Here is a 26,724-nt window from a genome sequence, read left to right as displayed (position 1 = left end):
CACTTTCTTGCATTTGCTTAACTCCGGGTATATACACGCTCTATGCTTGCTTCCCAATGTTTGTGCACCAACCTGCGACGCGCCGCCCGTGGCGTCAGCCGGTATTACGACGGCGCCCTCGACGGCTTCGGGATCAACGTTGCCCAGTATTCTTTGCTGAGCAACCTGCAACGTCTCGATCAGCCGAGCATTTCCAGCCTGGCAGAAGCCATGGGCCTGGACCGCAGCACCTTGGGGCGCAATCTGCGCGTACTGGAAGGTGACGGCCTGGTCCGGTTGGTCGAAGGCGATGACCTGCGCAACCGCCTGGTGCAGTTGACCGAGGCCGGTCAGCAGCGGTTGGCTGCGGCCTTGCCGGCATGGGAAGCGGCGCAACAGAAATTGATCGATCAACTGGGCGCCGAAAAGCGCGAAACGTTGTTGGCCTTGCTGGATGAACTCGCCTGAACGGCGGTTCGTTCGACTATAAGCGGGTATATACCCGCGAGCGGAGAATAAGAAATGACCTCGATGTGGCGCACCAGTGGCTGGGTTCTTGTGGGGAGTGCGCTGATCCTGGCGTTGTCGTTGGGCGTGCGGCACGGCTTTGGCCTGTTCCTGGCGCCGATGAGCAGCGAATTTGGCTGGGGGCGCGAGACGTTCGCCTTTGCCATCGCCTTGCAGAACCTGATCTGGGGTCTGGCGCAGCCGTTCACCGGGGCCCTGGCTGACCGCTTCGGTGCGACCAAGGCGGTGTTCGTCGGCGGCGTGTTGTACGCCGTGGGCCTAGTGCTGATGGGCATGTCGGACTCGGCGTGGTCATTGTCCCTGAGCGCGGGGTTGCTGATCGGCATTGGCCTGTCCGGCACGTCGTTCTCAGTGATCCTCGGTGTGGTCGGCCGCGCCGTACCAGCGGAAAAACGCAGCATGGCCATGGGCATCGCCAGCGCCGCCGGCTCCTTTGGCCAGTTCGCCATGGTGCCAGGGACTCTCGGCTTGATCGGGTGGCTGGGCTGGTCTGCGGCGCTGCTGGCGCTGGGCTTGATGGTCGCGCTAATCCTGCCGCTGGTGGCCATGCTCAAGGACCGGCCGCTGCCGACCACGGTCGGTCAGCAAACCCTGCGCGAAGCGTTGAAGGAGGCGTGCTCCCATTCCGGGTTCTGGCTGCTGTCCTTCGGCTTTTTCGTCTGCGGTTTCCAGGTGGTATTTATCGGCGTGCATCTACCGGCGTATCTGGTGGACCAGCATCTGCCGGCTACGGCTGGCACCACGGTGCTGGCGTTGATCGGCCTGTTCAACGTATTCGGCACCTACACGGCCGGCTGGCTGGGTGGGCGCATGTCCAAGCCGCGTTTGCTCACCGGTTTGTACCTGTTGCGTGCGGTGGTGATCGTGTTGTTCCTGTGGGCGCCGGTCACCGAAGTCACGGCTTACCTGTTCGGCATGGCGATGGGCTTCCTGTGGCTGTCTACCGTGCCGCTGACCAACGGCACTGTTGCGACCTTGTTCGGTGTACGCAACCTCTCGATGTTGGGTGGGATCGTGTTCCTGTTCCATCAACTCGGTTCGTTCCTCGGTGGCTGGTTGGGCGGCGTGGTCTATGATCGAACCGGTAACTACGATTTGATCTGGCAGGTGGCGATTCTGCTCAGCCTGCTCGCGGCGGCCCTGAACTGGCCGGTGCGTGAACGGCCAGTGGCGCGCGTGCAGGCGCAAATGGAGGCGGCATGAGTGCAGCACTGCGGTGCACGGCCCTGGTGACAGGGCTGGTGTTGTTGCTGTTGGCCTGGTGGGGCTGGCAGCACGGGGGCCTGGCGTTAATGCAGTTGGGCATGGCGATCTGTTAAGTTCTATGTCTGAACCCATGCGAGGACTTTTCACATGTTGATGCGCTGGCTCGCTGTACCCGTCCTGATGGCTGCTGGCAGCGTGGCCCTGGCCGCCAGTTGCCCGCCGTTGCTGGAGGGCCAATTGCCCAAGCTGCGGGCCAAGGAATCCATTGACCTGTGCGAGCGTTTCGCGGGCAAGCCCCTGGTCATCGTCAACACGGCGAGCTTCTGCGGCTTCGCCCCGCAATTCAAAGGCCTCGAAGCGTTGTACCAGCGCTATAAGGGCCAGGGCCTGGAAGTGATTGGCGTGCCGTCCGACGACTTCAAGCAGGAAGCCAAGACTGGCGAAGAAACCGCCAAGGTCTGCTATGTGAACTACGGCGTGACCTTCACCATGACCGAGCCGCAGAAGGTCAAGGGGCCGGACGCGGTCAATTTGTTCAAGGTGCTGGCGCAACAGACCGACACGCCGCCCAAGTGGAATTTCTACAAGTACGTGGTGGATCGCCAGGGCAAAGTCATCGCCAATTTTTCCAGCCTGACCAAGCCCGACAGTCCGGAGTTGATCAAGGCGGTAGAAGAGGCGCTGGCGTCCAAACCCTGATCGTCGCCCATTGAAAAGCCCCGCCTCCTGTGCAGGAGAGCGGGGCTTTTTTATACCGCAACGAATCAGAAGCGGTAGGTCATGCCCAGGCCGAAACCGTTGGCACTGTTTTCATACTTGGCGTTGTAGCTGGCCAATTGGTTGGAGCGTGCAACCTTGACGTCCTCTTCCTTCAGGTAGGAGTAGGCTACGTCGATGGTCATGTTCGGCATGACCTCGTAGCCCAGGCCCAGACTGAAGATGGTGCGGTCGCCGGTAGGAATGCGCGGCGAGCGATCAGTGTTGTTGGTCGGCGACTGGTCGAACGTCAGGCCGGTACGCAGCACCACTTGCTTGGTCAGCTGGTACGAAGTACCCAAGGCGTAAGCCCAGGTGTCGTGCCAGTTCTGGTCTTCCTTGATGGTGCTTACCAACGCTGGGGCCAGCCCACCACCGGTTGCGCCGGTGACGCCGTCGTTCTTGACGGTGATGTCTTTCAGGCGGCTCCAACGGGTCCAGGTTGCACCGGCATAGAGTTTCCATGCGTCGGTCAGATCCTGGGTCACCGACAGGTCGTAGGACTCAGGCGTATCGATCTTCAGCGAAGCGTCGTAACGGTTGCTGCGCAGGAACGGAGAGGTCGCGGTCGGCGCGGTGACTTCGGTGTGGCCCTCCAGCTTGTAGCTGACCTTGGAGTGATAGGTCAGGCCGACGCGGGTGGTATCGGTGGCTTGTACCAGCACGCCGACGTTGAAACCCAGCGCGGTGTCGTCACCCTTGATCTTGATATTGGTGTCCGGCGCGGCAGGGTTCAGCGTAATGTCCGATTCCAGGGTACCGCCAATGCGGTTGATGGTCGGGCCGAAGCCGACGGAAACGCGATCGTTGAAGGCGTAGCTGACCGTTGGTTGCAAGGTGATGACTTTCACTTCGCTCTTGCTGCCAAAGCCACGGCCCTGGAAGCCGCTTTCGTAGTCGGTTATCAGGCCGAACGGCGCATACACGCCAAAGCCGACAGCCCACTGGTCGTTGAGCTTATTGGTGTAGAACCCAAAAGGTACGGCGGTGAATGGCACCATGTCGCCTTTGTTGCTGCCGCGAGAGCGACCGCTTGTATCGCTGAGATCGGTAGAGGCATCGATGGCTGCGACACCGCCGGTGATCTGCTGGCCGTTCAGGCGAGCCATACCGGCAGGGTTACCGTAGACAGTGCTTGCGTCATCGGCAGAAGAAGAGCGACCTGCGAAGCCAGTACCCATTCCGCTGACGCTCTGTTCGTTCAGGGCGAAGCCGCTGGCGAACAGTTGGGAGGAGGCCATGGCAACGGCGAGGCTAAGTGTGGTCTTGAGCATTACTTTTTTCATTATTAGAACTCCGTGTGATCACCGCTGCGGAAAGTATCAATAAATTTAACATCGCGCTATAGGCTGTAATGCAGGAGATAGAGCGGTTTTGTAGGACAATCCGACCAGATTTCCGGTTTTTTGACGAATCTTGCAATTTGCCCGGTCAACAGGCCACCTGTTTCATTGGGCTGACACAGCTTTGCCAGGCCTGGGAGAAATCTCGCAGGCGGCCTTGAGGGTGAAATATTTCTTTCCAGATACGTGCCATCGCCAATACATCGCCGGGCGCGGGCAGGGCAGGACGGTGTTGTTCCACCAGCAACCAGGCGATTGCCGTGGCGTAACGCAGGTTCACCGTCAGTTCCAACTGGGGCGCACTGAGGAATGCATGTTGGCTGGCCAATCCGCGCACCAGGCTCGCACGTTCAGGGTCGAGTGCCAGGTAGGTATCCCAGAGGGCGCGGTGACGTGGTTCGGTGATGCTGTAGAGGCCATGGCCGCGTCGGTCATGCAGGGCCGAGCCCAGTTCCGACTGGCTAGCTGCAATGCCCAGCAGCAAGGTTTCGGCGTTCGGGTTATGGCAGCCGAGGTACAGCAAGGTCGGCCTGATCACATAACGACACAATTCGCTGGCGGCAATACCCATACAAACCTCAGTCCGTGGGAATGAATGACGAGCCTGAGAAGGGGGGCTTGGCAGCGGTGGATCGGATCTCAGGCCCGTCGCAAGCGGATCATGCCGCTTGAGTTGAAGTGTAGTGTCATATTCATCCTGTAAAGGACTGTTTTTTAAACATCTTCTTTATCCGGTTATAACGTTTATATCTATTCGTGCTTAGTAAAAAATCCCGGGACTAAATTCCAGGCAATAAAAAACCCTGTTTTTCAGACAGGGTTTTTGTGTTTCAGCGACTCGGGTCGATCAGGCAATCAGTGCCTGACGGGTACGCTCGATCACGGCCTGCAGCGGTTCTGCGCTGGAGTATTGATCGGGGTACAGGCGTTCGCTGTGACGTGCGATGCCGTGTTCATTGACCAGGGTGAAGCTGAAGCAGCCTTTGCGAGCGGCCATGATCAGGCAGTTCATTGGGGCAAAAGCGTTGGTGAGGGTGCGGATGGCATCCTGAGTGTGGATTTGAGCGTTCATATTATTGGTGTTCCTACAAATGACACGGATAAGAACCGTGCAACGTTAAAACGTTCCAGAAACGCTGATCACCATTGATCAAACGAAAGAACCTAGTCTGGAACAAAGCAGCCAGTTTGAAGCGCTATTGGATTAGGCGCGCTTGGGCTGGCAGGTAGGTACTTAGGAGGGCAGGCAACACAACAGGGGCAAAGGTTCTGGGCCCAGGGTGAAGATCCTGATCAATTTGCAGGTTGGTTCGGTCAGAGTATGCAGACTTCGCGGCACCCTTTGCTTGTTCAAAGGCAGTGTCGTCGCAAGTGATACCTGGAAACCATCGAGGTGGTCGATCCCATGAAGTTCTAGGGATATGTCGACCAGAATTGACTTTCAGCTTGGTACTAACGCTGCGGATAGTAACGGATCGAAACAAGGAAAGGAAGTGGCTTGGCAAAAAAACCATCAGCCGTCCACCCTCCAGTTTCCTGGCAGTAACATTTCCTGAGCGTGTCGGATCAAAAAACGCCGGGGATATAACCGTTGGCTGGGTACTTGTGCACATTAGTCGCAGCGCCGGTAACTTCGCTGGTAACTGTCCTGAAGCCTGCCCATTTGCCTGCAATCAAAATTTAAGTCAATGAAAAATCTGGCTTTTTTTTATTGGTGAAAAAATCGTCAGTTTGACTGCGGCCCCCATTCCATGGGCCTTTGCGCGAGTTAAAGGCGGGTTGTCCACTGAGTTATCCACAGCTTCTGTGGATTGTCCCAAGCGCTTGCTCTAGAACGGGCGTGCCGGGTTTTTTCAGCTTTACCTGTACGAAAAAAAGAGTAGAGTGGCGCGCCTTCCGTTCTGTCCCACAGTGCTTTATGAAGTTTCGCTCAGTATCACCTTCTGTTACCGACACTCCCCAGACTGTTACCGCGCCCAAGCGTTTCTCTTTGAAAGTCGCCTTGTGGCTCCTCGACAGCCCGCGCCTGGGGCAGAGTACCAACGTCAAGCACCTGGCTGGCCGCCTGCTCAAGCAGCCTGCCCGCGAAGGCGTGGTGGCCGCGCAGAGCCGCCTGGGCCAATTGATGTGCCGTGAATGCGAAAATGCCCGCGACCGGCGCATCGGCCAGGATCTGTTGCGTTCGGCGGCCCGCGCCGGCGACCGTCGCGCTCAGCGCGAACTGGGCCAGGTCGAAGACTGAGCTGTCCTCCCGTGCCTTGCTTGGTTAACCTTGCTCTTTTTTGGTGATGGCAGAAATGGCTATGGTTTTCGACTGGACCAGTGTCGCCCTGGGGCTTGCTGGCGCCGCGCTGCCCTTATTGGCGTTGTGCTGGCAGATTCAACGACGGCTGACCGCGCGCACCACCGGCTGGGAACTGCTGGAAGAGCGCCTGGCGACCGCGCAATTGGCCCAGGAAGGGCTTGCTGCCCAACTGGACGCCAGCCGCGACGAGATCAGCGATCTGAGCCACGCCAATGCCGCCAAGCAGGCCGACCTGGCTGCGGTGCGCCGCGAAGTCGAGCTGTTGCAAATCGACCGTGATAACGCCCGCGACGCCGCCCACGCCTGGAATCTGGACCGCAGCGCCAAGGAAACCGAGCTGCGCCGGCTTGACGCCTTGGCCGCCGCCTTGCGCGCCGAGCTGCGTGAACAGCAGGACAGCCATCAACAACGCCTCGCCGACCTGCAGGGTTCACGGGACGAGCTGCGCGCGCAGTTCGCCGAACTGGCCGGGAAGATTTTCGATGAGCGTGAGCAACGCTTTGCCGAAACCAGCCAGGAGCGCCTGGGGCAACTGCTGGACCCGCTCAAGGAACGCATCCAATCCTTCGAGAAGCGCGTTGAAGAAAGCTACCAGAACGAAGCCCGCGAACGCTTTTCCCTGGCCAAAGAGCTTGAGCGCCTGCAGCAATTGAACCTGCGCCTGTCGGACGAAGCCACCAACCTGACCCGCGCCCTCAAAGGCCAGAAAACCCAGGGTAACTGGGGCGAGCTGATCCTGGAGCGGGTGCTGGAGCATGCGGGCCTGGAGAAAGGCCGCGAGTACCAGACCCAGGTCAGCCTCAAAGGCCCGGATGGCGAACGTTTCCAGCCCGACGTGCTGATCATGTTGCCGGGCGACAAGCAGGTAGTGGTGGACTCCAAGGTCAGCCTGACCGCCTATCAGCAGTACGTTGCGGCGGATGACGAGGTGATTGGCCAGGCGGCGTTGAAGCAGCATGTGCTGTCCCTGCGCAATCACGTCAAAGGCTTGGCCGGCAAGGATTACAAGCGCCTGGAGGGTTTGCACAGCCTGGATTTCGTGCTGCTGTTCGTGCCGATTGAGGCAGCGTTTTCCGCGGCGCTGCAAGCCGAGCCGAACTTGTTCCAGGAAGCCTTCGACCGTCATATCGTGATTGTCAGCCCCACCACCTTGCTGGCCACCCTGCGGGTGATCGACAGCCTGTGGAAGCAGGAACGCCAGAGCCAGAACGCCCGGGAAATCGCCGAGCGCGCCGGTTGGCTGTACGACAAGTTCGTGCTGTTTATCCAGGATCTGGACGAAGTGGGTAACCGCTTGCAGCAGTTGGACAAGGCTTACAGCGCGGCGCGTAACAAGCTGACCGATGGACGCGGGAATCTGGTCAGCCGCACCGAGCAACTGCGCCTGCTGGGCGCGCGTGCCAGCAAAAGCCTGCCGGCGGATTTGCTCGAGCGCGCGATGACGGATTCGGATGGCGTAGCGCATTCCCCTGAATAAAACATGATCAAAATGTGGGAGGGGGCTTGCCCCCGATTGCGGTGTGTCAGTCAACAAATCCATTGCTGATGCACAGCTATCGGGAGCAAGCCCCTCCCACATTTTTTACCGAGTACATCCCGCCTACAGAGGCAGGTGCCTACTTAACAGCGCCCGCAAGGCCGCCGGCTTCACCGGCTTGGCCAGATAATCCAGTCCCGCTCCATGCACCTGCGCCACCATTTCCGGGCGTCCGTCTGCACTGATCACCACGCCGGGAATCGGCTCGGCCAATTGCGCCCGCAGCCAACTCATCAGTTCGGTGCCGGTTTCGCCGTGGTCCAGGTGATAATCCACCAGCGCCAGTTGCGGGCGCATGCCTTCGGCCAACAGGGCCGCGCACTCGGCCTGGCCGGTGGCGGTCCAGACTTCGCAGCCCCAGCGCGTCAGCAGGCTGCGCATGCCGATCAAGATACTTTCCTCGTTGTCCACACACAGCACCCGTGCGCCGCTCAAGGGCACGCCGTTTTCTACGGTGGCCTTTGGCTGCGGGCTGACCTGGCTGCGGGCCAGCGGCACACGCACGCTGAACACGCTGCCCTTGCCCGGCCATGAACGTACGCTCAGGCGGTGGCCCAGCACGCGGCACAAACCGTCGGCGATCGCCAGACCCAGGCCCAGGCCCTTTTCGGCGCGGGTCTGGTGGCTGTCGAGGCGCTTGAACTCTTCGAAAATCACTTTCTGTTTATCCGGCGGGATGCCAGGGCCACGGTCCCAGACTTCCAGGCACAATTGGCCCTGGCGGCGACGCACGCCCAGCAGCACCGGGCCATCGGCATAGCGGAAGGCGTTGGTCAGGAAATTCTGCAGGATCCGTCGTAACAATTTGATGTCGCTGTCCACCCGCAGGCGACTGCCGCGCAAACGAAAGCGCAAACCCTGTTCATGGGCGAGTGCCTTGAATTCGGCGCCCAGGGTGTCGAACAGCTCGTTGAGGACAAACGGCTGGCGTTGGGGATTGATCTTGCCGTTTTCCAAGCGCGAGATATCCAGCAGGTCGCTGATCAGATCCTCGGCCGAGCGCAGTGAACTGTCCAGGTGCTGCACCAGTTGCCGGGCCTCGCTCGAGAGGCCTTCGTGCTGGTGGGAGAGGGCGGCGGAGAACAGCCGCGCGGCGTTCAGCGGTTGCATCAAGTCATGGCTGACGGCCGCCAGAAAGCGGGTCTTCGACTGGCTGGCGGATTCGGCCACACCCTTGGCCTCGGTCAACGCGACATTGAGTTGCGACAGTTCATGGGTGCGCTCGGTCACCCGTTGTTCCAGGCCTTCATTGGCCTCGGTCAGCGCTTGTGCGGCTTCGCGGAACGCGGTGATGTCGGTGAAACTCATGACGAAACCGCCACCGGGCATCGGATTGCCGATCAGCTCGATCACGCGCCCGTTGGGGAACAAGCGCTCGGAGGTATGCGCACGGCCCTGGCGCATCCAGTGCAGGCGTCGCGCCACATGCACTTGGGCTTCACCGGGGCCGCACAGGCCGCGCTCGGCGTTGTAGCGAATAATGTCGGCAATCGGCCGGCCGACACTGATCAAGCCGTCGGGGTAGTTGAACAGCTCCAGGTAGCGTCGGTTCCAGGCCACCAGCTTGAGCGACTGGTCAACCACGCTGATGCCCTGGGTGATGTTCTCGATCGCGCCTTGCAGCAGGGCGCGGTTGAACTGCAGTACCTCGGACGCCTCGTCGGCGATGCGTACTACGTCCTCCAACTGCATTTCCCGTCCTTCAATCGCCGCTTTCACCACTGCTCGCGTCGAGGACGCACCGAGCACGCCCGCCAGCAAACGCTCGGTGTGGGCGATCCAGTCGTTGTCGGCATTCTGGTTGGGGTTGAAGCCTTTGCCCTGGCGATAGGCGAAACGGATAAAGCTCTGCTGCGCCCGTTCTTCGCCGACAAAGCGTGCGGACAAGCTGAGCAGGTCGCTGATCTGTACCGACAACATGGAGCGAGCGCTGGTGCGCTGGCTGGTTTCCTGGCCGATGAAGCGGCCGGCCTGCCAATGCTCGGACACCCGCGTACGCGACAGCATCGACACCCACACGAACAGCGTGAAATTACCCGCCAGCGAGAATACGGTGCCCAAGGTCAGTGAGGTCACGGAAAACCCGAACGGGTGCGAGTGCATCCAGGTCAGGCCGGGGAAAAGGCTCAGCGACCAGCCCAGGCTTTTCGCGGTCACCGGTAGGACCAGGGTGTAGAACCACAGGAAGGTACCCGCCGCCAAGCCCGCAAAGACCCCGCGCCGGTTGGCCTGCTTCCAGTAGAGCGCGCCGAGCATCGCCGGTGCCAATTGGGTCACGGCGGCAAAGGCGATCTGGCCGATGGTCGCCAGGCTCGCGGTGGAGCCCAGCAGCCGGTAACTCACATAGGCCAGCAACAGGATGATCACGATGCTGACCCGGCGCACCGACAGCATCCAATGGCGGAACACTTCAAAGGGCCGTTCGGCGCTGGAGCGGCGCAACAGCCAGGGCAGCAGCATGTCGTTGGAGACCATGGTCGACAAGGCGATGCTGGCCACGATCACCATGCCGGTGGCCGCCGAGGCACCGCCGATGAACGCGAGTACCGCGAGGGCCGGGTGGGCTTCGGCCATCGGCAGGCTGATCACGTAGGAGTCCGGCAGCACCGAACCGGGCAACAGCATCTTGCCGCCCAGGGCGATGGGCACCACGAACAACGCGGCAAGGATCAAATACGCCGGGAACACCCATTTGGCCAGGCGCAAGTCCTGCGGGTCGATATTCTCCACCACCGTCACATGAAATTGCCGGGGCAGGCAGATGATCGCCATCATCGCGACGCCGGTCTGCACCACCATCGATGGCCAGTTGATGGTCTCTTTCCAATATTCCTCCAGGCGCGGTGCAAGCATCGCCTGGCTGAACAGATCGCCGAAACCGTCGTACAGCCCGTAGGTCACAAACGCACCGACCGCCAGAAACGCGAACAGCTTGACCAAGGATTCAAAGGCAATCGCCAGCACCATGCCCCGGTGGTGTTCGGTGGCGTCGAGGTTGCGCGTACCAAACACGATGGTGAACAGCGCCAGCACCAGCGACACAATCAGCGCGGTGTCCTGGGCCCGGGTGCCCGTGGTGTCGGGCCCGGAGCCGATCAACAGGTTCACGCCGAGCACGATGCCCTTGAGCTGCAGGGCGATATAGGGCAGTACCCCAACCAGGCAGATCAACGCGACCACGACCGCCAGGGATTGGGATTTGCCGTAGCGCGCGGCGATAAAGTCGGCGATGGAGGTGATGTTTTCCTGCTTGCTGATCAGAATCATCTTCTGCAGCACCCAGGGCGCCAGCACCAGCAACAGCACCGGCCCCAGGTAGATCGGCAAGAACGCCCAAAGCTGTTCGGCAGCCTGGCCTACGGCGCCGAAGAAGGTCCAGCTGGTGCAATACACGGCGAGCGACAGGCTATAGACCCACGCACGCACGCGCGGCGGCAGCGGCGCATGGCGACGGTCACCGTAAAAGGCGATGGCAAACATGATGGCCATATAGGCCAGGGCAACGGCGGCGATCAGCCCGCTGGACAGCGTCATGGTAACTCCGAGCATAAGAACACCGGGCATTCCGGGCCCGGTTGGACAGTCTCGCATGATGCCTGGGGTTAGTCAGTGTCGACCAAGGTCGTGTGAGGGCGAATGTCGCAGGCGCGTTCAGCGCGGGGGCAGGGTTTTCTGGCGCAGGATGTAAATCGTCACCAGCACTGCGCTGGTCAGCATGAAGCCCCGTGCCCACGGCAACTGCACCAGGTAGCAGGAAATGGCGATGCTCAGCCACATCAAGCCGATGGCATAGACCTTGCCCTTGAGCGGGATGCCGTTACCGTCGAGGTAATCACGAATCCACGGGCCCAGGCGCGGGTGGTCCACCAGCCAGTGGTAGAAACGCGGGGAGCTTCGAGCGAAGCAGGCGGCAGCCAGCAGGAGAAAGGGTGTAGTCGGCAATACCGGCAGGAAAATGCCGATCACCCCAAGCGCTACGCTAAGCCAGCCGACGGCCAGCAGCGCGTAACGCAGGAGCGGCGAACGCTTGCCCATGGGGTCCACGGGCAAGCGACTCAGTGGTGACGTGGCTTGAGGATCGCCGGTTTTTCGTCAGGCGCGTTGCACAGCAGGTACAGCGCGGTGAGGGCTTCGGGGATCTGCACGATCATATCGTCCATCAGGTTGGCGTCGGCGGCGATATCGGAAAACTCCGGCTGGTCGTCGAACAGGCCCGAACCGACCATGATCGGCAGCAGCATTTCGCTGACTTCTTCCTCGGCGGTTTCGAACCAGGCGGCTTCGCGCAGGAATACGCCTTCCATGAAACCAATGCACCAGCCGCGCAGGTCGGAGTCGTCCGGGTCTTCACCCAGGTCCAGCTCGCAAGGCAGCTCGAATTCTTCATCGGAGGCCAGTTGGCGACCGATGTGGGCCTTGAGGGCCAGCAGGGTGGCTTCGATTTCTTCGCGCTGGGCGTCGTCGGCGTAGTGAGGTTCTTCGGCGAACAGCGCGTCGATCCATTCACGCTCGGGCACGTCTTCAGAGCAGATCGACAGGGCGGTCAGGTAGCCGTGGGCGGCCACGTAGTCCAGCGCCTCGTCATGCAGCTCATCGGCGTCGAGGAAGGCTTGCAGGCGGGTTAGTTGCTCAGCGAAGGACATTGAAGGGCTACCTTGGGAATAAACGATGCTGAATTCTAGGCTTTCTTGAGCGCCCAGGCCAGCCGCACGGCATTTTTGCCCGGTTTTAGACAGAGGCGCTCTATTCGTCAGTCGCGCCCTTTGCCGGTGAACGCTCGGGTATACTGCCGCGTTTTGTGATGCCCCTGCAGGCCACGCAGCAATCCGGGAAAACTTCGCTTACGGATTATTTTCCATGAAAGCGGGTTTTTTCGGCCAGCCTGTACAGAGGGATTTGCGCACCATTTTGGAGTTTTACATGCTCGAGCAGGCTCAACGCGTCCTCAAGGACATCTTCGGCTACGACAGTTTTCGTGGCCGCCAGGGTGCGATCATTGAGCGCGTGGCCAATGGCGGCGATGCCCTGGTGCTGATGCCGACCGGTGGCGGCAAATCGTTGTGCTTCCAGGTGCCGGCGCTGTTGCGCAATGGCTTGGCTGTGGTGGTGTCGCCGCTGATTGCATTGATGGACGATCAGGTCGCCACCCTGGAAGAACTCGGTGTCGCCGCCGCTGCCTTGAACTCCACCCTGAGTGCCGAGCAGCAGCGCGACCTGGCGGCGCGGATCAAGCGCGGCGAAGTGAAGATGCTCTACCTGGCACCGGAGCGGCTGGTGCAGCCGCGCATGCTGGCGTTCCTGCAGAGCCTGGAAATTGCCCTGTTCGCCATCGACGAAGCTCACTGCGTATCGCAGTGGGGCCACGATTTCCGCCGCGAGTACCTGCAGCTGGGCCAACTGGCGGAGCTGTTCCCTGATGTGCCGCGTATCGCCCTGACCGCCACCGCCGACAAGCGTACCCGCGAAGAGATCGTCGAGCGCCTGCATTTGCAGAACGCCGAGCGCTTCCTGTCGAGCTTCGACCGGCCAAATATTTTCTACCGCATCGTGCCCAAGGAGCAGCCGCGCAAGCAGTTGCTGGCCTTCCTCTCGGAACGGCGCAGCGACGCGGGTATCGTCTATTGCCTGTCACGCAAGAAGGTCGATGAAGTCGCCGCGTTCCTCTGTGAACAAGGCTACCCGGCGCTGCCTTATCACGCCGGTTTGCCCAATGAAACGCGCTCGGCACACCAGAAGCGCTTCCTCAACGAGGAAGGCCTGATCATGGTGGCGACCATCGCCTTCGGCATGGGGATCGACAAGTCCAACGTGCGTTTCGTGGCGCACATGGACCTGCCCAAGTCCCTCGAGGCCTACTACCAGGAAACCGGCCGCGCCGGCCGTGACGGCCTGCCGGCGGATGCCTGGATGGTCTACGGCCTGCAAGATGTGGTGATGCTCAAGCAGATGCTGCAGAACTCCGAAGGCGATGAGCGCCACAAGCGCCTGGAGCAGCACAAACTCGACGCCATGCTCTCGCTGTGCGAAGAGACCCGCTGCCGCCGCCAGACGCTGCTGGGGTATTTCGACGAAGACATGCCGCAACCGTGCGGCCACTGCGACAACTGCATCGACGGTGTGCAGACCTGGGACGCCACCGAGCCGGCGCGCCAGGCATTGTCGACGATCTACCGCACCGGCCAGCGCTATGGCGTGGGCCATCTGGTGGATGTGTTGCTGGGCAAGGACAACGAAAAAATCCGCAGCTTCGGCCACGAGAAACTCTCGGTCTACGGCGTCGGCAAGGCCCGCGCCGAAGGCGAATGGCGCTCGCTGTTCCGCCAGATGGTCGCGCGCGGGCTGGTCGACATCGATATCGAAGGCTACGGCGGCCTGCGCTTGAACGACAGTTGCCGGCCTTTGCTCAAGGGCGAAGTCAGCCTGGAGTTGCGCCGCGACCTCAAGCCGCAGACCACCGCCAAGAGCAGCACCAGCCAGGCCAGCCAGCTGGTGCGTGGCGAAGAGCGCGAACAGTGGGAAGCCTTGCGTACCCTGCGGCGCAAACTGGCGCAGGAACACAGCGTGCCGCCGTATGTCATCTTCCCTGACTCCACATTGCTGGAGATGCTTCGCGAGCAGCCCACCACCATGGCCGAGATGGCCAGGGTCAGCGGTGTGGGAGCGCGCAAGCTGGAGCGTTATGGCCAGGCATTCCTCGAAGTACTCGGCGGCCAGGTCGAAGCACCGAAGGAAATCGCCGATATTCGCCACGAGCTGATCAGCCTGGCTCGCGCCGGCATGACCCCGATCCAGATCGCCGGCCAGCTGCAATGCTCGGAAAAGAACGCGTATACGTTGCTGGCCGAAGCCATCGGCAAGCAGCAGTTGTCGTTGGAGCAGGCCCTTGATTTGCCTGAAGATTTGCTCGGTGAAATCCAGGATGCATTTCTCGACGGGGAAGGCGAATTGCCACCTGTCACGGAAATCGCGCCGCTGTTTACCGGGCGTGTTCCCGAGGGCGTTTTGTACTGCGTACGCGCCGCTTTGCAGTCTGAATTCGAAATTTAGTGTGCCAATTACGACAATGTAACGAATCAGTACATACGGGGCCTTGCCTACTGGCATGGCTCATGCTTAGCTGACTAATAATTAGCCACACTTTGTTTTCAGTCTAAAACATGAGTTTTTTATGCCGTTAACCGATCAACACCGATTTGGCATGCAGTTGGCGCAAATGTCCCGAGGTTGGCGCGCCGAGCTGGATCGCCGTCTCGCGGGGCTGGGCTTGTCCCAGGCGCGATGGCTGGTGCTGCTGCACCTGGCCCGTTTTACCGAAGCACCGACTCAGCGTGAACTGGCACAAAGTGTCGGGGTAGAAGGACCGACCCTGGCGCGTCTGCTCGACAGCCTGGAAGGGCAAGGCCTGGTTCAACGCCAGGCAGTAGTGGAAGACCGTCGCGCCAAACGTATCCTGTTGTGTGATACCGCTCGGCCCCTCATCGACCAGATCGAGACCATTGCCACGGCGTTGCGCCATGAACTGTTTGTTGGGGTGGACGAAGAGGATTTGCGCGTATGCATGCGCGTGCACGGGCACATTTTGGCGAATCTGGAAAAGTCCTGATTCCTGACACAACGACGATCAAAGTGTGGGAGGGGGCTTGCCCCCGATGGCGGTGTATCAGTGCCATGTCGGCGCCTGACACACCGCCATCGGGAGCAAGCCCCCTCCCACATTTACTCTGTGTTGTGTCAGAAAGTCTGGCCCAGGTTCAGATACACCGCTTTCTGGTTGTCATCATTGAATCCATAGCTGAAATTCAGCGGGCCCAGCGGTGTATCGAAGCCCAGGAAAACACTCGCCGCGTTGATATACCCGCTGTCGAACTGGTTGTCGTTGTTCCACGCCCGACCCCGTTCCACCGAGGCTCCCAGGTACAACGGGAAATCCAGCGGCAGGTACGAGCGCGGTGTCAGCCGGCGGTAGTACACCGCGCGCATCAGGCTGACGTTCTGGCCCGAGATCGCGTCCTCGCGAAAGCCTGACAATTGCCGTGCGCCACCCAACAGGAAGCTGGAGATCACCACGTCGGATTTATCCAGGGTGCGTCCGTAGCGTCCGCCCAGGATCAACGTGTCGGGGCCGTGACTCATGGCTTTGTCCAGCTTGAACTCCCACTGGCGGTAGCGCTGGTCGGAACCCAGCCCCGGCTCGAACTCACGGTAAGCCAGGGCGATGTCTTCGCCGGTGTGCGGGAAGTACACGTTATCGAAAGAGTCGAACGAGTATTTCAGCTCATAGAAGCCCTCGCTGAAACTCACGCTCGGCAGGTCGCGGTCGCCGATACGCACGTCCGCCTTGCCCCAGGCTTCGCCCACGCCAAAGCGAATCTCGCCGCTGTTGCCGATCTGCCGCCCGACGTTCAAGCCGAAACCGTAGCGCTCCAGCCGATATTCCGAGATGGGGTCGTTGTCCATGATCAGCTCGACGTTCTGCGCCTGGGCACGGATGTAGGGCGCGACGAAGTAGCGCGAGCCTGTGTCCATGGGTTGGTAGAACTCGCTGTACAGCTCCTGGCGATCACCGATCTGCACCCGCGTCAGCCATTCGGCGCCGAGGCGGTTGATACCGTTCATCCGGTAGCTGGCGCCAAGGTTGAAGGCGCTGTCGCCGCGCATGTCATCCGACAGGTTCAAACCCAGGCGCAGGTAGTCGGTGCCGCTGCGCTTGCCGCGTGCGCTGATGACCAGGGTATTGTCCTTGGCTTTTTTCACCACGCGGTATTGCACCTGTTCGAAGTAGTCGAGGCCGTACAGCGTGCCCATGTCCGATTGCAGGCGGCCGAGGTTGAGCGGTTCGCCCAGCTCCTGGCGGATGTAATAGCGGATCACGTCGTCGCTGACTTTGGAGTCGTTTTCCACCTTGATCGCAGTGATGATCGGGGTGCGTTCGCCGGGCGTGCGCGCGGCGGTCAGTTGCGGGTCTATCGGTTCGGCGGGCCGCAGGTGCGCCAGGCGCAGGTCGAGGGCACGCGTGGCGCGGTAGCCGGCATCGATCATGTCCTTGGCGCGGCCGAAATCCGTCACGCCGTAGGCTGCCAGGGACGGTTGGATCAACACGTCCCTGGGGTGCAAGGCCTTGAGTTGTTCCTCGGAATTGCGCCGGGTCATCAAGGTGATGGACTGGTTGAGCACATCGACCACGGTCGCCAATTGCTTGCGTGAGCGTAGCGGTGTGCCGATGTCCACCACGATGGCGATGTCGACGCCCATTTCCCGCGCCACGTCCAGGGGAATGTTGTCGGTCATGCCGCCGTCCACCAGCAGGCGCCCGTCCAGCTCTACCGGAGCGAACACGGCGGGGATCGACATGCTGGCGCGTATCACCTGGGGCAGGTGGCCCTTGCTGAACACTACTTTTTCGCCGGTGGTGATGTCGGTGGCCACAGCCCGGAACGGAATCGGCAGCTTGTCGAAGTTACGCGTGTTGCTGCTGTGGGCGAACATGCTTTCCAGCAGCAATGCCAGGTTCTGGCCCTGGATCACGCCCAGCGGCAGGCCGAGGCTGCCGTCGTCGCGAAAGCTGAGTTTCTGTTTGACCAGGAAATCGCGGTCATCCTGCTTGCGCCTGAACGGCACGTCTTCCCGGGGCGGTGCATCGGACAATGCCTGTTGCCAGTCGATATTCAGGGCGAGCTTTTCCAGCTCGTCGATCTTGTAACCCGAGGCGTACAGCCCGCCAATCACCGCGCCCATGCTGGTGCCGGCAATCGCGTCAACCTGGATGCCTTGTTCTTCCAGCGCCTTGAGCACACCAATATGGGCCAGGCCACGGGCGGCGCCGCCCGACAGCACCAGGCCGATTTTCGGGCGTGGGCTTTCAACGGCGTCGGCGAGAAGGGGGAACAGGCAGAGGAACAGGCAGGACAACAGGCGGCGCATCATGAATCTCGAGGCTGGGCGATAAAGGCCGGTATTATAGCCATGCGATCCACTGACGCCGTCACGCAGGAGCCTTTCACCTTATGTCCGCAAGCAAACCCGAGATCGTCATCACCTACTGCACCCAGTGTCAGTGGCTGTTGCGTGCCGCCTGGCTGGCCCAGGAATTGTTGAGTACGTTTGCCGAGGATTTAGCCAAGGTGTCCCTGGCGCCCTCCACCGGCGGCGCGTTTCGCATCACCTGCGACAACGTACAGATCTGGGAGCGCAAGGCCGATGGCGGCTTCCCGGAGGCCAAGGTGCTCAAGCAGCGCGTGCGCGATCAGATCGACCCGCAGCGCGACCTTGGGCATAACGACCGTACGCCGTGACGTCAGGCCGCAGCCGGCGGCTTGGCCTGGCTGGCGCTGCCCATCAGGCCGGAAAGCACGATGGCGACGATAATCAGCGCGCCGCCCAGCAGCATGCGCAGGGTGGGCGTCTCGGCGAACAGTAGCCAGGCCACGGTGATGCCATAGACCGGTTCCATGGCAAACACCACCGACGCGGTGCGCGCCTTGATCACCGCGAGGCTGGCGACAAACAGGCTGTGGGCCAGGCCGGTACAGAACACGCCCACCAGGCCGATCCACAGCCAGTCCAGCGCACGCACGTCCGCAAGCCCCGGTGCCGCCACGGGCAGCAGGCAGACTGCGACCACCACGTTCTGGCACAACGCGGCCTGTACCGCCGGAATGCGTCCGGAGCTGGCGCGGTTGTTCAATGACAACAAGGCGAACAGCAGCCCCGATGCGATGCCCCAGAGCAAGCCGCCCGTGGCGTCGCTGGCCAGGTTGAAGTCCGGGGTCACCAGAACCAGGCCGATGCTGACCAGCGCTACCAGCACCATTTCATTGGCGCGAATCCGCTCGCGGAAGATCAGCCCTTCAAGGATCACCGTGAAGGCCGGGAAGGCGGCAAACCCCAACGTTGCCACCGCCACCCCGGCGACCTTGACCGCGATGAAGAATGTCACCCAGTGCGCGGCAAGCAGCACGCCGCTGACCAGCAGGCGGCGCCAGTCGCGCATCTGCAGGTTTTTCCAGGGCGCATTGCTGGCAAAGCGCGCGAAGACCGCCAGGGCAATCACCGCAAATGCGGCCCGCCCGAATACGATGATGGACGGTGAGGCGGCCGCCAGTTTGCCGAATACACCGGTGAGGCCAAACATCAATGCGCCGATATGCAGGGCGCCGAGGGCTGAGCGGGGAGTCATTGCGATGCCTACCAACGGAAGTGACAACCAGTCTAGAGGTTTGGCGAAAGGGGTGTCTGTCGTGCGGCTCGCGATTTTTAGCGCGAAACTCTTCCTATGACGTTCGCCGCATTGTGCCCGGCGAGGCGCCAAACTCGCGCAACATGGCTGCAGCGAAGGCACTTTGCGAGCGGTACCCCACGCGTGCGGCGATCTCACCAACGGGCAGCGGCGTCTCGCGCAGTAGGGTCAATGCCATTTGCAGGCGCTGGTTGCGCACGTAATCCATGGGGGTCTGCCCGCATTCGACCATGAAGCGCGCGTGCAAACGCGCAACCGACAGGCAGGCAATCCGTGCCAGGTCCGCGACATGCAGCGGGTGAGCGGCGTGGCGTTCGATATGCGCGTTGAACGCGGCATAAGGCAGGCGCCGCCCCGGTGGTGGCATCGCCTGCGGATGATTGAGGCTGGCGAGCAGCAGCAACGCGCCTTGCTGGGCGATCACTGGATCATGTATCGGGCTGCCAGCCAGCCATTGCACTAACTGGTGCTGTCGCGAATCCAGCGCCAGTCGGGCCGGCCGGTCGAGCAGGCGGCGACTGGCATCGGCGTGGTCACCCAATGTTTGCAACAGCCAATGCTCGGTTGGCACATCCAGCACCAGGCAGCGGCTACCCTCGCGGCTGCCGCAGGCGTGGTGAGCGGCAAAGGGCAGGATCATCACGCTGCTTTCCTGCACTTGGTTACCGCAGCCATCCACTTCGAAATCCAGGCGCCCGGACAGGCCGAACACTAATTGTGCATGGTCATGGCTATGGGCGATGGGGGCATCGGTGTACTGGCGAAGCGTAAGACTGGGGCTCATTGCGCTCTCCTGGGCGGCAAGTCCCCAGTCTACATCGCTTAAGGGCGGCCAAGCGTTGTCATCAGACTGAAGCACAGCTGTCATGGGCTATTCACTGCCAGGGCGCAAGCTCGCGAAAACAGCGTCGAGGGACACCCATGACCCGTGCCGAATTCGCCAAGCCCAGCCGCAAGCAACGGGTGCGTACCCTGTGGATTTCCGACGTGCATCTGGGCACTCGGGATTGCCAGGCTGAGCACTTGTCGCACTTTCTCAAGGGCTACCACGCCGACAAGGTGTATCTGGTCGGCGACATTATCGATGGCTGGAAAATGCGTGGCGGCATGTATTGGCCGCAAGCCCACACCAACGTCATTCGCCGCCTGCTGACCATGGCCAAACGCGGCACCGAGGTGATCTACGTCACCGGCAACCATGACGAGTTTCTAAGACGCTATTCCAAGCTGATCCTGGGCAATATCCAACTGGTGGACGAGGCCGTGCACGTGACCGCCGACGGTCGCCATCTGCTGGTGATCCATGGCGATCAGTTCGATGTGATCACCCGTTATCACCGCTGGCTCGCCTTCCTGGGCGACTCGGCCTACGAATTCACCCTCACCCTGAACCGCTGGCTCAATCACTGGCGAGCGCGCTATGGCTATGGTTATTGGTCGCTGTCGGCGTACTTGAAACACAAGGTGAAAACCGCCGTGAGTTTTATCAGCGATTTCGAAGAGGCCATCGCCCACGAAGTGACCAAGCGTGAGCTGCACGGGGTGGTGTGCGGGCATATTCACCATGCCGAAATCCGCAAGGTGGGGGAGGTGGATTACCTCAATTGCGGCGATTGGGTGGAGTCGTGCACGGCGTTGATCGAGCACTGGGATGGGCATATCGAGTTGTATCGGCTGGCGGATGCCCAGGCCAGGGACGCGCAGTTGAAGGCCGAGATGGTCACGAGCTGAAGGTCCTGACTCGGTCAAAATGTGGGAGGGGGCTTGCTCCCGATAGCGGAATGTCAGCCAGCTTATCTCTAGCTGATCCACCGCCATCGGGGGCAAGCCCCCTCCCACATTTAGTTCCCGGTTTATTCAGTTGGAGACGTCGGCGATGGCCTGGGCCAGCAGCGTCAAGCGCGTGGCATCCACCCCCGCCACGTTGGCCCGTCCCGTACTGACCATATACACACTGTGCTTTTCACGCAGTTGCTGGACCTGTTCGGCACTCAACCCGGTATAGGAAAACATCCCACGCTGCGTCCCGATATGCGCATACCGCTCGGCCAGGCCGTGGGGCGTCAGCGCGTCTACCAGCCCGGCGCGCAACTGCGCGATGCGCGAACGCATGGCCTCGACTTCGTCGCTCCACTGCTGTTTCAGCTCGGCATCGCCGAGGATGGTCGCGACCACCGCGGCACCATGGTCCGGCGGTGTCGACCACAGATTACGCGCGATATTGGCCAGTTGACTGCGCACATCCGTAAGCTTTTGCGCATCGGCCGCACACACGATCAAGGCGCCAACGCGGTCGCGGTACAAGCCAAAGTTCTTCGAGCACGAACTGGTGATCAACACTTCCGGCAGTTCGGCGGCGAACAAGCGCACCGCCCAGGCGTCCTGCTCCAGGCCGTCGCCAAAGCCTTGGTAGGCAAAATCGATCAGCGGCAGCAATTGGCGCTCGCGCACAATCTGCAGCACCTGGCGCCAGTCATCCTGGGACAGGTCGAAGCCGGTCGGGTTGTGACAGCAGGCGTGCAGCAAGACCACATCGCCCTCGGGCACGCTGGACAGGGTGGCAAGCATCGCCGCCACATCCAGGCGATTGTCGCTGCCCACGTAAGGGTAGTGACTGACCTTCAGCCCGGCTTTGGCGAAAATGGTTTCATGGATCGGCCAGGTCGGGTCGCTCAACCACACGCCACGGCCGGGCAGGTTGTGGGCGATAAAGTCGGCGCTCAGGCGCAGGGCCCCGGTGCCGCCTGGCGTCTGGGTGGCGCCGGCACGCTGTTCACGCAGCAGCGCCGAATCGGCGCCAAGCACCAGCTCGCTGATCAGTGCGCCGAACGCTGCATCGCCGTGACCGCCGATGTAGGTCTTGGTGGTTTGGCTATCGACCAGGCGTTGTTCGGCGAGTTTTACCGAGTGCGGAATCGGCGTCAGGCCCTGGTCATCCTTATAGACGCCCACGCCGAGGTCGAATTTGTTCGGGTTGGCATCCTGGGCATACAGGTCCATCAGCCCGAGGATCGGGTCGCCCGGCACGCGGCCAATCGCATCGAAATGCATTACTTGCGGCCCTCGGCGCTGTTGGCCACTTCATCGGTGCGCGCGGCCATGATGAAGTCGTTGCGGTGCAGGCCCTTGATGGAGTGGCTCCACCAGGTCACGGTGACTTTGCCCCATTCGGTGAGCAGACCAGGGTGATGGCCTTCGGCTTCGGAGATTTCACCCACGGCATTGGTGAAGGCCAGGGCGAACTTGAAGTTCTTGAACAGGAAAACCTTTTCCAATTGCATCACGCCGTCGCGCACTTCGATGTTCCAGTCCGGGATCTGTTTGATCAGCACCGGCAGTTCTTCATCGCTGACTTGTGGGGCGTCGGCGCGGCAGGCTTCGCAATGGGCTTGGTTCAAGGTGGTCATGAAGGTGTCCTGAATTCGAATGATTGAAGGTCAGTGGCGTTACCCTAAAGCAACGCGGGGCCAGGGAACAGACTCACCTGGCGTCAAAATGTAAGGTTTACGCAGCTTTGGGCTTTGGCGGAAATTTGGGCGCATGCAGGCCCAACTGCATACCGCGCTCGACCATGCCCATGATGTCTTCCTGCGCCACGTCGAACAGGCGCTTGAGCTCGGGCAGCACGAAGTACAGCGGCTGCAGGATGTCGATGCGATACGGCGTGCGCATCGCCTCCAGCGGGTCGAAGGCCTGGTGTTCAGGCTCGTCCGACAGGCAATACACGCTTTCCTTGGGTGATGACAGAATACCGCCACCGTAGATGCGCCCGCCTTCTGGGGTATCCACCAAGCCAAACTCGATGGTCATCCAATACAGGCGCGCCAGGTACACCCGTTGCTCCTTGGTGGCCGCCAGGCCCAGCTTGCCGTAGGTGTGGGTGAATTCGGCGAACCAGGGGTTGGTCAGCAGCGGGCAGTGGCCGAAGATCTCGTGGAAAATATCCGGCTCTTGCAGGTAGTCCAGTTCCTCACGGGTACGAATGAAGGTCGCTACCGGAAACTGCTTGCTGGCGAGCAATTCGAAGAAGGTCTGGAAGGGGATCAGCGCCGGCACGCGGGCGACTTGCCAGCCGGTGGTGTCGGCCAGCACTTTGTTGATCTCGCCCAACTGTGGGATGCGATCCAGGGGCAGGCCAAGCTTGTCGATGCCGTCCAGGTATTCCTGGCAGGCACGGCCCTCGATCACTTTCAACTGGCGTGTGATCAGGGTGTTCCACACCGCGTGTTCTTCCGGCGGGTAGTGGATAAAACCTTGCGCATCGGGCTCGCGGGCCACGTAGTGCGTCTGCTTCATACGGCTCTCCTGCTAGGCATTCGTTCTTGTTATGTCCTGCTGTGTGTCTATTGATAACCCGCACAGCGCAGGTTTTCAGCGGCTTCAAAGGCCCTTGAGTAGGAAAAATTACCGAATTTTGTAAACTATTCGTTACGGATGCGGCGCTCGTCGTTGTCTTAGGCTGGGAAAAGCGCCCGAGCTGTCACATAATCTTGACGACTATCTGCGCCCAGCGGCAAAAAGACGCGGCGCCTACCCACTTTTCGGGCCTTTTCATGCGTATCAAAGTGCATTGCCAGAACCGCATCGGCATCCTGCGGGACATCCTCAACCTGTTGGTGGAGTACGGCGTGAACGTCGCCAAGGGCGAGGTCGGCGGCGAGCATGGCAATGCCATCTACCTGTTCTGCCCAAACCTGGTGAACATGCAGTTCCAGGCGCTGCGCCCGCAGTTTGAGGCGATCGCCGGCGTATTCGGCGTGAAAAGGGTAGGGCTGATGCCCAGCGAGCGTCGGCACATGGAACTCAATGCGCTGCTGGGCGCCCTGGAGTTTCCGGTGCTGTCCATCGACATGGGCGGCTCCATCGTTGCGGCCAACCGTGCGGCGGCGCAGTTGCTCGGGGTGCGGGTGGATGAAGTGCCGGGCATTCCCCTGTCGCGCTACGCCGAAGATTTCGATTTGCCGGAACTGGTGCGTGCCAGCAAGTCGCGGATCAACGGGCTGCGGGTCAAGGTCAAGGGCGATGTGTTCCTGGCGGATATCGCGCCGCTGCAATCCTCCGAACACGATGACAGCGAAGCCATGGCCGGCGCGGTGTTGACCCTGCACCGCGCCGACCGGGTGGGCGAGCGTATCTACAATGTGCGCAAGCAGGAACTGCGCGGCTTCGACAGCATCTTCCAGAGTTCCAAGGTGATGGCCGCCGTGGTGCGCGAAGCCCGGCGCATGGCGCCGCTGGATGCACCTCTATTAATAGAAGGCGAAACCGGAACCGGCAAGGAGCTGCTGGCCCGTGCCTGTCACCTCGCCAGCCCGCGCGGCCAGTCGCCATTGATGGCGCTCAACTGTGCGGGCTTGCCTGAGTCGATGGCCGAGACCGAGCTGTTTGGCTACGGCCCCGGCGCGTTCGAAGGCGCACGGGCCGAAGGCAAGCTCGGGCTGCTGGAACTGACCGCGGGCGGCACGTTGTTTCTCGATGGGGTGGGGGAAATGAGTGCACGTCTGCAGGTAAAACTGCTGCGCTTTCTGCAGGACGGGTGCTTTCGTCGCGTCGGCAGCGATGAAGAGGTGTACCTCGACGTGCGGGTGATCTGCGCGACTCAGGTCGACTTGTCCGAACTATGCGCCCGTGGCGAATTTCGCCAGGACCTGTATCACCGCTTGAACGTACTGTCGCTGCATATCCCGCCCTTGCGTGAATGCCTGGACGGCCTCGGGCCATTGGTCGAGCACTTCCTCGATCAAGCCAGTCGGCAGATCGGTTGCCCACTGCCCAAATTGGCGCCTGCCGCGATGGACAAACTCCGCCACTATCACTGGCCGGGCAATGTACGGCAGCTGGAAAACGTGCTGTTCCAGGCGGTTTCGCTGTGCGAGGGCGGGACGGTCAAGCTTGAGCATATTCGCTTGCCGGATTACGGCGTGCGCCAGCCGCTTGGTGATTTCTCGCTGGAAGGCGGGTTGGACGCCATCGTCGGGCGGTTTGAAAAGGCCGTGCTCGAAGCGCTGTATGCCGAGCATCCCAGCAGCCGGCAGCTGGGCAAGCGCCTGGACGTATCCCACACCACCATCGCCAACAAACTGCGCGACTACGAAATCCTCAAGGCCGGCAAATAACAACTGGCACAAATTGGTCCAAAAATGTGGGAGGGGGCTTGCCCTAATGCCAGTCAGTTAAGGCGACACCGAACCTGTGGCGAGGGAGCTTGCTCCCGCTGGACTGCGCAACAGTCCCATTGTTTGGGGCCGCTTCGCGCCCCAGCGGGAGCAAGCTCCCTCGCCACAAGTTAGTTCTCGCTCCTGCTACTTCTTAACTGACTCGCATTAGGGCTTGCCCCCGATAGCCATAGGTATCTACACAACTTGTAGCAGCATAGGTAACCACGATGCGAAGCGAGCCGCTCTTGATCTTGCTCTTGATCTAGGCGCCCCGTTAAACCACGCTGGCCGGAATTCGACAGTGATTTGGGGGGTAAACCGGCAGGGATGCCGGTTTAGCCGCCCCGCGCCATGGATGGCGCGTGGCGGCGGCCCCCCAAATCACTGTCGGATTACGGGCACACCGAGCCTAAGCGAGGTGCCGAGTGGTGGGGCAAGAGCGTTTTGCTTACTTTTGCGCTTTTTGTACGGACCGGACACATGGTTGACACCTGTGCGGGGACATAGTGGACACATTATGCCCCGTAGTCAGGGTTATTCACGTCGAAGGTCCGTAGAAATTGATGACAGAAGTAGACGTCAAATAAGCCATCTCTCTCAGCGTTAGGACGTATTGCGATGTGTTGTCCACGCAGACCTTTGGCGATGCTGAAGTAGCGTTTCTGAAAGCGAAATCGACTGTCATAAACCTTAGCCAACACATCATCTGGGCCATATTCAAATTCCGACAGTTGCTGTGGATACGCCCAGGGACTGCTCCGATAGCGGTCCATAGGCACCTTGTAGCCCAGCGCCTGATGAGGGCGCTGCAGGTTATAAACCTCACGCCATTGATCAAAAGCCGATTGAGCCTCCATCAGTGTGGAAAAATAACGCCCATCAAGCACTTCTGCTTTGAGCGAGCGGTGGAAACGTTCGATCTTCCCATTGGTTTGAGGATGGCGAGGACGGCTGAAGCTGATCCGAATTCCCAGGCGAATCAGCCAGATACTCAGTTCTGAAACTTCACCCGGATTGCGTGGCGAGCCCCAGGGAGCGCCGTTATCAACGTTGATCCGAACTGGCAAGCCATAGCGCTGGAAAACCTCGATCATCTTCTCCTTCACCGTGGCTCCCCGTTCGTTATCACAGGCATCAATGGCTAGGCTGAACCGGGAGTGGTCATCCAACAGAGTCAGGGGGTGGCATCGACCTTGTTGCAGTGCGAAATGTCCTTTGAAATCCATCTGCCACAGATCATTAGGCGCGTCGTGTTCAAATCGCAACGTCGCCGTATGTTCCTTCTGAGGCGGTTGAATCAGGCCATGGCGGTGCAAGACATTGGTGACGGTGCTGGGAGCAATGCGCTTTTCCAACAGGCTACTAATGGTGCGTCCACCCCATGCTGGATGGGCCTGTCTAAGTGCGATGATTTGGGCTTCCAAAGCCGTCTGAGTCAGTTTAGGGCTGGTCGCTGGCCTGCGGGATTTCTCTTGCAGACCAGGCTGACCCAGCGCCTCGTAGCGTTTGAGCCACTTGTACGCTGTTTGTGGGCTGATACCGAATCGTCGACACAACTCACGTTTGTTGCTGCCGGGTTGCCGTGCTAAGGCAACGAACTCTTCTTTCAGGCTCATGGCGTCTCTCGTAGTCCAAGGCATGATGGCTTTCCGACGAAGTTGGCTCGCCGCAAAGTG

Annotated in this window: 23 protein-coding genes; 10 read left to right on the top strand and 13 right to left on the bottom strand. The window is 60.8% G+C overall.

Translation table 11 applies throughout. The annotated features are described in order from the left end of the window. Nucleotides 1-42 precede the first annotated feature (42 nt). The 3 genes from C4J93_RS18770 (at nt 43) to C4J93_RS18760 (ending at nt 2,412) form a co-directional block, all read left to right on the top strand. Complete coding sequence (locus C4J93_RS18770) at nt 43-447, top strand: MarR family winged helix-turn-helix transcriptional regulator (RefSeq protein WP_124363814.1); 405 nt, start codon at nt 43-45, stop codon at nt 445-447. Nucleotides 448-501: 54 nt separating this feature from the next. Then, nucleotides 502-1,710, top strand: coding sequence for an MFS transporter (locus C4J93_RS18765; protein ID WP_124367868.1), 1,209 nt, complete (start codon nt 502-504; stop codon nt 1,708-1,710). A gap of 150 nt (nt 1,711-1,860) precedes the next feature. Continuing rightward, nucleotides 1,861-2,412: a glutathione peroxidase gene (locus tag C4J93_RS18760; protein ID WP_124430174.1), complete on the top strand. Its 552-nt coding sequence runs from the start codon at nt 1,861-1,863 to the stop codon at nt 2,410-2,412. Between the two features lie 65 nt (nt 2,413-2,477). Here C4J93_RS18760 and C4J93_RS18755 read toward each other — a convergent pair whose 3' ends face one another. The 3 genes from C4J93_RS18755 to C4J93_RS18745 all read right to left on the bottom strand — a co-directional run bounded on the left by C4J93_RS18755 (nt 2,478) and on the right by C4J93_RS18745 (nt 4,884). Continuing rightward, nucleotides 2,478-3,755: an OmpP1/FadL family transporter gene (locus C4J93_RS18755; protein ID WP_124410485.1), complete on the bottom strand. Its 1,278-nt coding sequence runs from the start codon at nt 3,753-3,755 to the stop codon at nt 2,478-2,480. A 145-nt stretch (nt 3,756-3,900) separates the two neighbouring features. Further along, nucleotides 3,901-4,383 carry a hypothetical protein gene (locus C4J93_RS18750; RefSeq protein WP_124430173.1) on the bottom strand — a complete coding sequence of 161 codons (483 nt, stop codon included), beginning with the start codon at nt 4,381-4,383 and terminating at the stop codon, nt 3,901-3,903. A 276-nt stretch (nt 4,384-4,659) separates the two neighbouring features. Further along, nucleotides 4,660-4,884 carry a hypothetical protein gene (locus C4J93_RS18745; protein WP_010208698.1) on the bottom strand — a complete coding sequence of 75 codons (225 nt, stop codon included), beginning with the start codon at nt 4,882-4,884 and terminating at the stop codon, nt 4,660-4,662. An 846-nt stretch (nt 4,885-5,730) separates the two neighbouring features. On the opposite strand from C4J93_RS18745, the gene C4J93_RS18735 reads away from it, so the two are divergent. Together C4J93_RS18735 and rmuC are read left to right on the top strand one after the other, a co-directional pair. Next, nucleotides 5,731-6,054, top strand: coding sequence for a sel1 repeat family protein (locus tag C4J93_RS18735; protein WP_124367865.1), 324 nt, complete (start codon nt 5,731-5,733; stop codon nt 6,052-6,054). Nucleotides 6,055-6,229: 175 nt separating this feature from the next. Then, the gene (rmuC, locus tag C4J93_RS18730) at nt 6,230-7,594 is read left to right on the top strand and encodes a DNA recombination protein RmuC (RefSeq protein ID WP_164485291.1); all 1,365 of its coding nucleotides are present in this window, start codon (nt 6,230-6,232) and stop codon (nt 7,592-7,594) included. A 123-nt stretch (nt 7,595-7,717) separates the two neighbouring features. On the opposite strand, the gene C4J93_RS18725 is transcribed toward rmuC, so the two are convergent. The 3 genes from C4J93_RS18725 to C4J93_RS18715 form a co-directional block, all read right to left on the bottom strand. Further along, nucleotides 7,718-11,188, bottom strand: a complete 3,471-nt coding sequence (locus C4J93_RS18725; protein WP_124367864.1) for a hybrid sensor histidine kinase/response regulator — start codon at nt 11,186-11,188, stop codon at nt 7,718-7,720. Nucleotides 11,189-11,305: 117 nt separating this feature from the next. After that, nucleotides 11,306-11,689: a YbaN family protein gene (locus C4J93_RS18720; protein WP_124430172.1), complete on the bottom strand. Its 384-nt coding sequence runs from the start codon at nt 11,687-11,689 to the stop codon at nt 11,306-11,308. A gap of 20 nt (nt 11,690-11,709) precedes the next feature. Further along, the gene (locus C4J93_RS18715; RefSeq protein ID WP_124363806.1) at nt 11,710-12,297 is read right to left on the bottom strand and encodes a YecA family protein; all 588 of its coding nucleotides are present in this window, start codon (nt 12,295-12,297) and stop codon (nt 11,710-11,712) included. Nucleotides 12,298-12,574: 277 nt separating this feature from the next. Between C4J93_RS18715 and recQ the strand changes: the two genes are divergently transcribed. Both recQ and C4J93_RS18705 read left to right on the top strand, forming a co-directional pair. After that, nucleotides 12,575-14,701: a DNA helicase RecQ gene (gene recQ / locus C4J93_RS18710; RefSeq protein ID WP_124430171.1), complete on the top strand. Its 2,127-nt coding sequence runs from the start codon at nt 12,575-12,577 to the stop codon at nt 14,699-14,701. A gap of 121 nt (nt 14,702-14,822) precedes the next feature. Next, nucleotides 14,823-15,257: a MarR family transcriptional regulator gene (locus C4J93_RS18705; RefSeq protein WP_065884521.1), complete on the top strand. Its 435-nt coding sequence runs from the start codon at nt 14,823-14,825 to the stop codon at nt 15,255-15,257. Nucleotides 15,258-15,385: 128 nt separating this feature from the next. Here C4J93_RS18705 and C4J93_RS18700 read toward each other — a convergent pair whose 3' ends face one another. Further along, nucleotides 15,386-17,575, bottom strand: coding sequence for a patatin-like phospholipase family protein (locus C4J93_RS18700; protein ID WP_124430907.1), 2,190 nt, complete (start codon nt 17,573-17,575; stop codon nt 15,386-15,388). Nucleotides 17,576-17,658: 83 nt separating this feature from the next. On the opposite strand from C4J93_RS18700, the gene C4J93_RS18695 reads away from it, so the two are divergent. Next, a complete protein-coding gene (locus tag C4J93_RS18695) occupies nt 17,659-17,946 on the top strand; it encodes a SelT/SelW/SelH family protein (RefSeq protein ID WP_124363804.1) in 288 nt (95 codons plus the stop codon). Nucleotides 17,947-17,948: 2 nt separating this feature from the next. On the opposite strand, the gene C4J93_RS18690 is transcribed toward C4J93_RS18695, so the two are convergent. Both C4J93_RS18690 and C4J93_RS18685 read right to left on the bottom strand, forming a co-directional pair. After that, nucleotides 17,949-18,830 (bottom strand): DMT family transporter, encoded by an 882-nt coding sequence (locus C4J93_RS18690; protein WP_124430170.1) that lies wholly within the window; start codon nt 18,828-18,830, stop codon nt 17,949-17,951. Nucleotides 18,831-18,924: 94 nt separating this feature from the next. Continuing rightward, complete coding sequence (locus C4J93_RS18685; RefSeq protein ID WP_124363802.1) at nt 18,925-19,674, bottom strand: AraC family transcriptional regulator; 750 nt, start codon at nt 19,672-19,674, stop codon at nt 18,925-18,927. Nucleotides 19,675-19,811: 137 nt separating this feature from the next. On the opposite strand from C4J93_RS18685, the gene C4J93_RS18680 reads away from it, so the two are divergent. Next, nucleotides 19,812-20,621 (top strand): UDP-2,3-diacylglucosamine diphosphatase, encoded by an 810-nt coding sequence (locus tag C4J93_RS18680; RefSeq protein ID WP_124363801.1) that lies wholly within the window; start codon nt 19,812-19,814, stop codon nt 20,619-20,621. Nucleotides 20,622-20,747: 126 nt separating this feature from the next. Here the strand turns inward: C4J93_RS18680 and C4J93_RS18675 are convergent, their stop codons facing one another. The 3 genes from C4J93_RS18675 to phhA form a co-directional block, all read right to left on the bottom strand. Beyond that, complete coding sequence (locus tag C4J93_RS18675; protein ID WP_124430169.1) at nt 20,748-21,941, bottom strand: amino acid aminotransferase; 1,194 nt, start codon at nt 21,939-21,941, stop codon at nt 20,748-20,750. Further along, the gene (locus tag C4J93_RS18670) at nt 21,941-22,297 is read right to left on the bottom strand and encodes a 4a-hydroxytetrahydrobiopterin dehydratase (RefSeq protein WP_124363799.1); all 357 of its coding nucleotides are present in this window, start codon (nt 22,295-22,297) and stop codon (nt 21,941-21,943) included. The genes C4J93_RS18675 and C4J93_RS18670 overlap by 1 nt, the downstream gene beginning before the upstream one ends. Before the next feature lie 97 nt (nt 22,298-22,394). Then, entirely contained in the window at nt 22,395-23,186 is a 792-nt protein-coding gene (gene phhA / locus C4J93_RS18665) for a phenylalanine 4-monooxygenase (RefSeq protein WP_124430168.1), read from the bottom strand. Nucleotides 23,187-23,443: 257 nt separating this feature from the next. Here phhA and C4J93_RS18660 point away from each other — a divergent pair, with 257 nt between their 5' ends. Further along, on the top strand, nt 23,444-25,006 hold the full coding sequence (locus tag C4J93_RS18660; RefSeq protein ID WP_124430167.1) for a sigma-54-dependent transcriptional regulator: 1,563 nt from the start codon (nt 23,444-23,446) through the stop codon (nt 25,004-25,006). Between the two features lie 557 nt (nt 25,007-25,563). Here C4J93_RS18660 and C4J93_RS18655 read toward each other — a convergent pair. After that, nucleotides 25,564-26,688, bottom strand: coding sequence for an IS481 family transposase (locus C4J93_RS18655; RefSeq protein ID WP_124369797.1), 1,125 nt, complete (start codon nt 26,686-26,688; stop codon nt 25,564-25,566). Between the last annotated feature and the right edge of the window lie 36 nt (nt 26,689-26,724).

The sequence above is a fragment of the Pseudomonas sp. R2-37-08W genome (genome assembly GCF_003851705.1).
Taxonomy (GTDB): Bacteria; Pseudomonadota; Gammaproteobacteria; order Pseudomonadales; family Pseudomonadaceae; genus Aquipseudomonas.
Note: the sequence above shows the minus strand (reverse complement) of the source record. Positions and strands in the feature narration are given on the sequence as shown.

Bases quoted from the DNA above. Each gene is read 5' to 3' on its own strand.
- C4J93_RS18770 (WP_124363814.1), top strand. From the start codon at position 43: ATGCTTGCTTCCCAATGTTTGTGCACCAACCTGCGACGCGCCGCCCGT.
- C4J93_RS18765 (WP_124367868.1), top strand. From the start codon at position 502: ATGACCTCGATGTGGCGCACCAGTGGCTGGGTTCTTGTGGGGAGTGCG.
- C4J93_RS18760 (WP_124430174.1), top strand. From the start codon at position 1,861: ATGTTGATGCGCTGGCTCGCTGTACCCGTCCTGATGGCTGCTGGCAGC.
- C4J93_RS18755 (WP_124410485.1), bottom strand. From the start codon at position 3,755: ATGAAAAAAGTAATGCTCAAGACCACACTTAGCCTCGCCGTTGCCATG.
- C4J93_RS18750 (WP_124430173.1), bottom strand. From the start codon at position 4,383: ATGGGTATTGCCGCCAGCGAATTGTGTCGTTATGTGATCAGGCCGACC.
- C4J93_RS18745 (WP_010208698.1), bottom strand. From the start codon at position 4,884: ATGAACGCTCAAATCCACACTCAGGATGCCATCCGCACCCTCACCAAC.
- C4J93_RS18735 (WP_124367865.1), top strand. From the start codon at position 5,731: ATGAAGTTTCGCTCAGTATCACCTTCTGTTACCGACACTCCCCAGACT.
- C4J93_RS18725 (WP_124367864.1), bottom strand. From the start codon at position 11,188: ATGACGCTGTCCAGCGGGCTGATCGCCGCCGTTGCCCTGGCCTATATG.
- C4J93_RS18720 (WP_124430172.1), bottom strand. From the start codon at position 11,689: ATGGGCAAGCGTTCGCCGCTCCTGCGTTACGCGCTGCTGGCCGTCGGC.
- C4J93_RS18715 (WP_124363806.1), bottom strand. From the start codon at position 12,297: ATGTCCTTCGCTGAGCAACTAACCCGCCTGCAAGCCTTCCTCGACGCC.
- recQ (WP_124430171.1), top strand. From the start codon at position 12,575: ATGCTCGAGCAGGCTCAACGCGTCCTCAAGGACATCTTCGGCTACGAC.
- C4J93_RS18705 (WP_065884521.1), top strand. From the start codon at position 14,823: ATGCCGTTAACCGATCAACACCGATTTGGCATGCAGTTGGCGCAAATG.
- C4J93_RS18700 (WP_124430907.1), bottom strand. From the start codon at position 17,575: ATGCGCCGCCTGTTGTCCTGCCTGTTCCTCTGCCTGTTCCCCCTTCTC.
- C4J93_RS18695 (WP_124363804.1), top strand. From the start codon at position 17,659: ATGTCCGCAAGCAAACCCGAGATCGTCATCACCTACTGCACCCAGTGT.
- C4J93_RS18690 (WP_124430170.1), bottom strand. From the start codon at position 18,830: ATGACTCCCCGCTCAGCCCTCGGCGCCCTGCATATCGGCGCATTGATG.
- C4J93_RS18685 (WP_124363802.1), bottom strand. From the start codon at position 19,674: ATGAGCCCCAGTCTTACGCTTCGCCAGTACACCGATGCCCCCATCGCC.
- C4J93_RS18680 (WP_124363801.1), top strand. From the start codon at position 19,812: ATGACCCGTGCCGAATTCGCCAAGCCCAGCCGCAAGCAACGGGTGCGT.
- C4J93_RS18675 (WP_124430169.1), bottom strand. From the start codon at position 21,941: ATGCATTTCGATGCGATTGGCCGCGTGCCGGGCGACCCGATCCTCGGG.
- C4J93_RS18670 (WP_124363799.1), bottom strand. From the start codon at position 22,297: ATGACCACCTTGAACCAAGCCCATTGCGAAGCCTGCCGCGCCGACGCC.
- phhA (WP_124430168.1), bottom strand. From the start codon at position 23,186: ATGAAGCAGACGCACTACGTGGCCCGCGAGCCCGATGCGCAAGGTTTT.
- C4J93_RS18660 (WP_124430167.1), top strand. From the start codon at position 23,444: ATGCGTATCAAAGTGCATTGCCAGAACCGCATCGGCATCCTGCGGGAC.
- C4J93_RS18655 (WP_124369797.1), bottom strand. From the start codon at position 26,688: ATGCCTTGGACTACGAGAGACGCCATGAGCCTGAAAGAAGAGTTCGTT.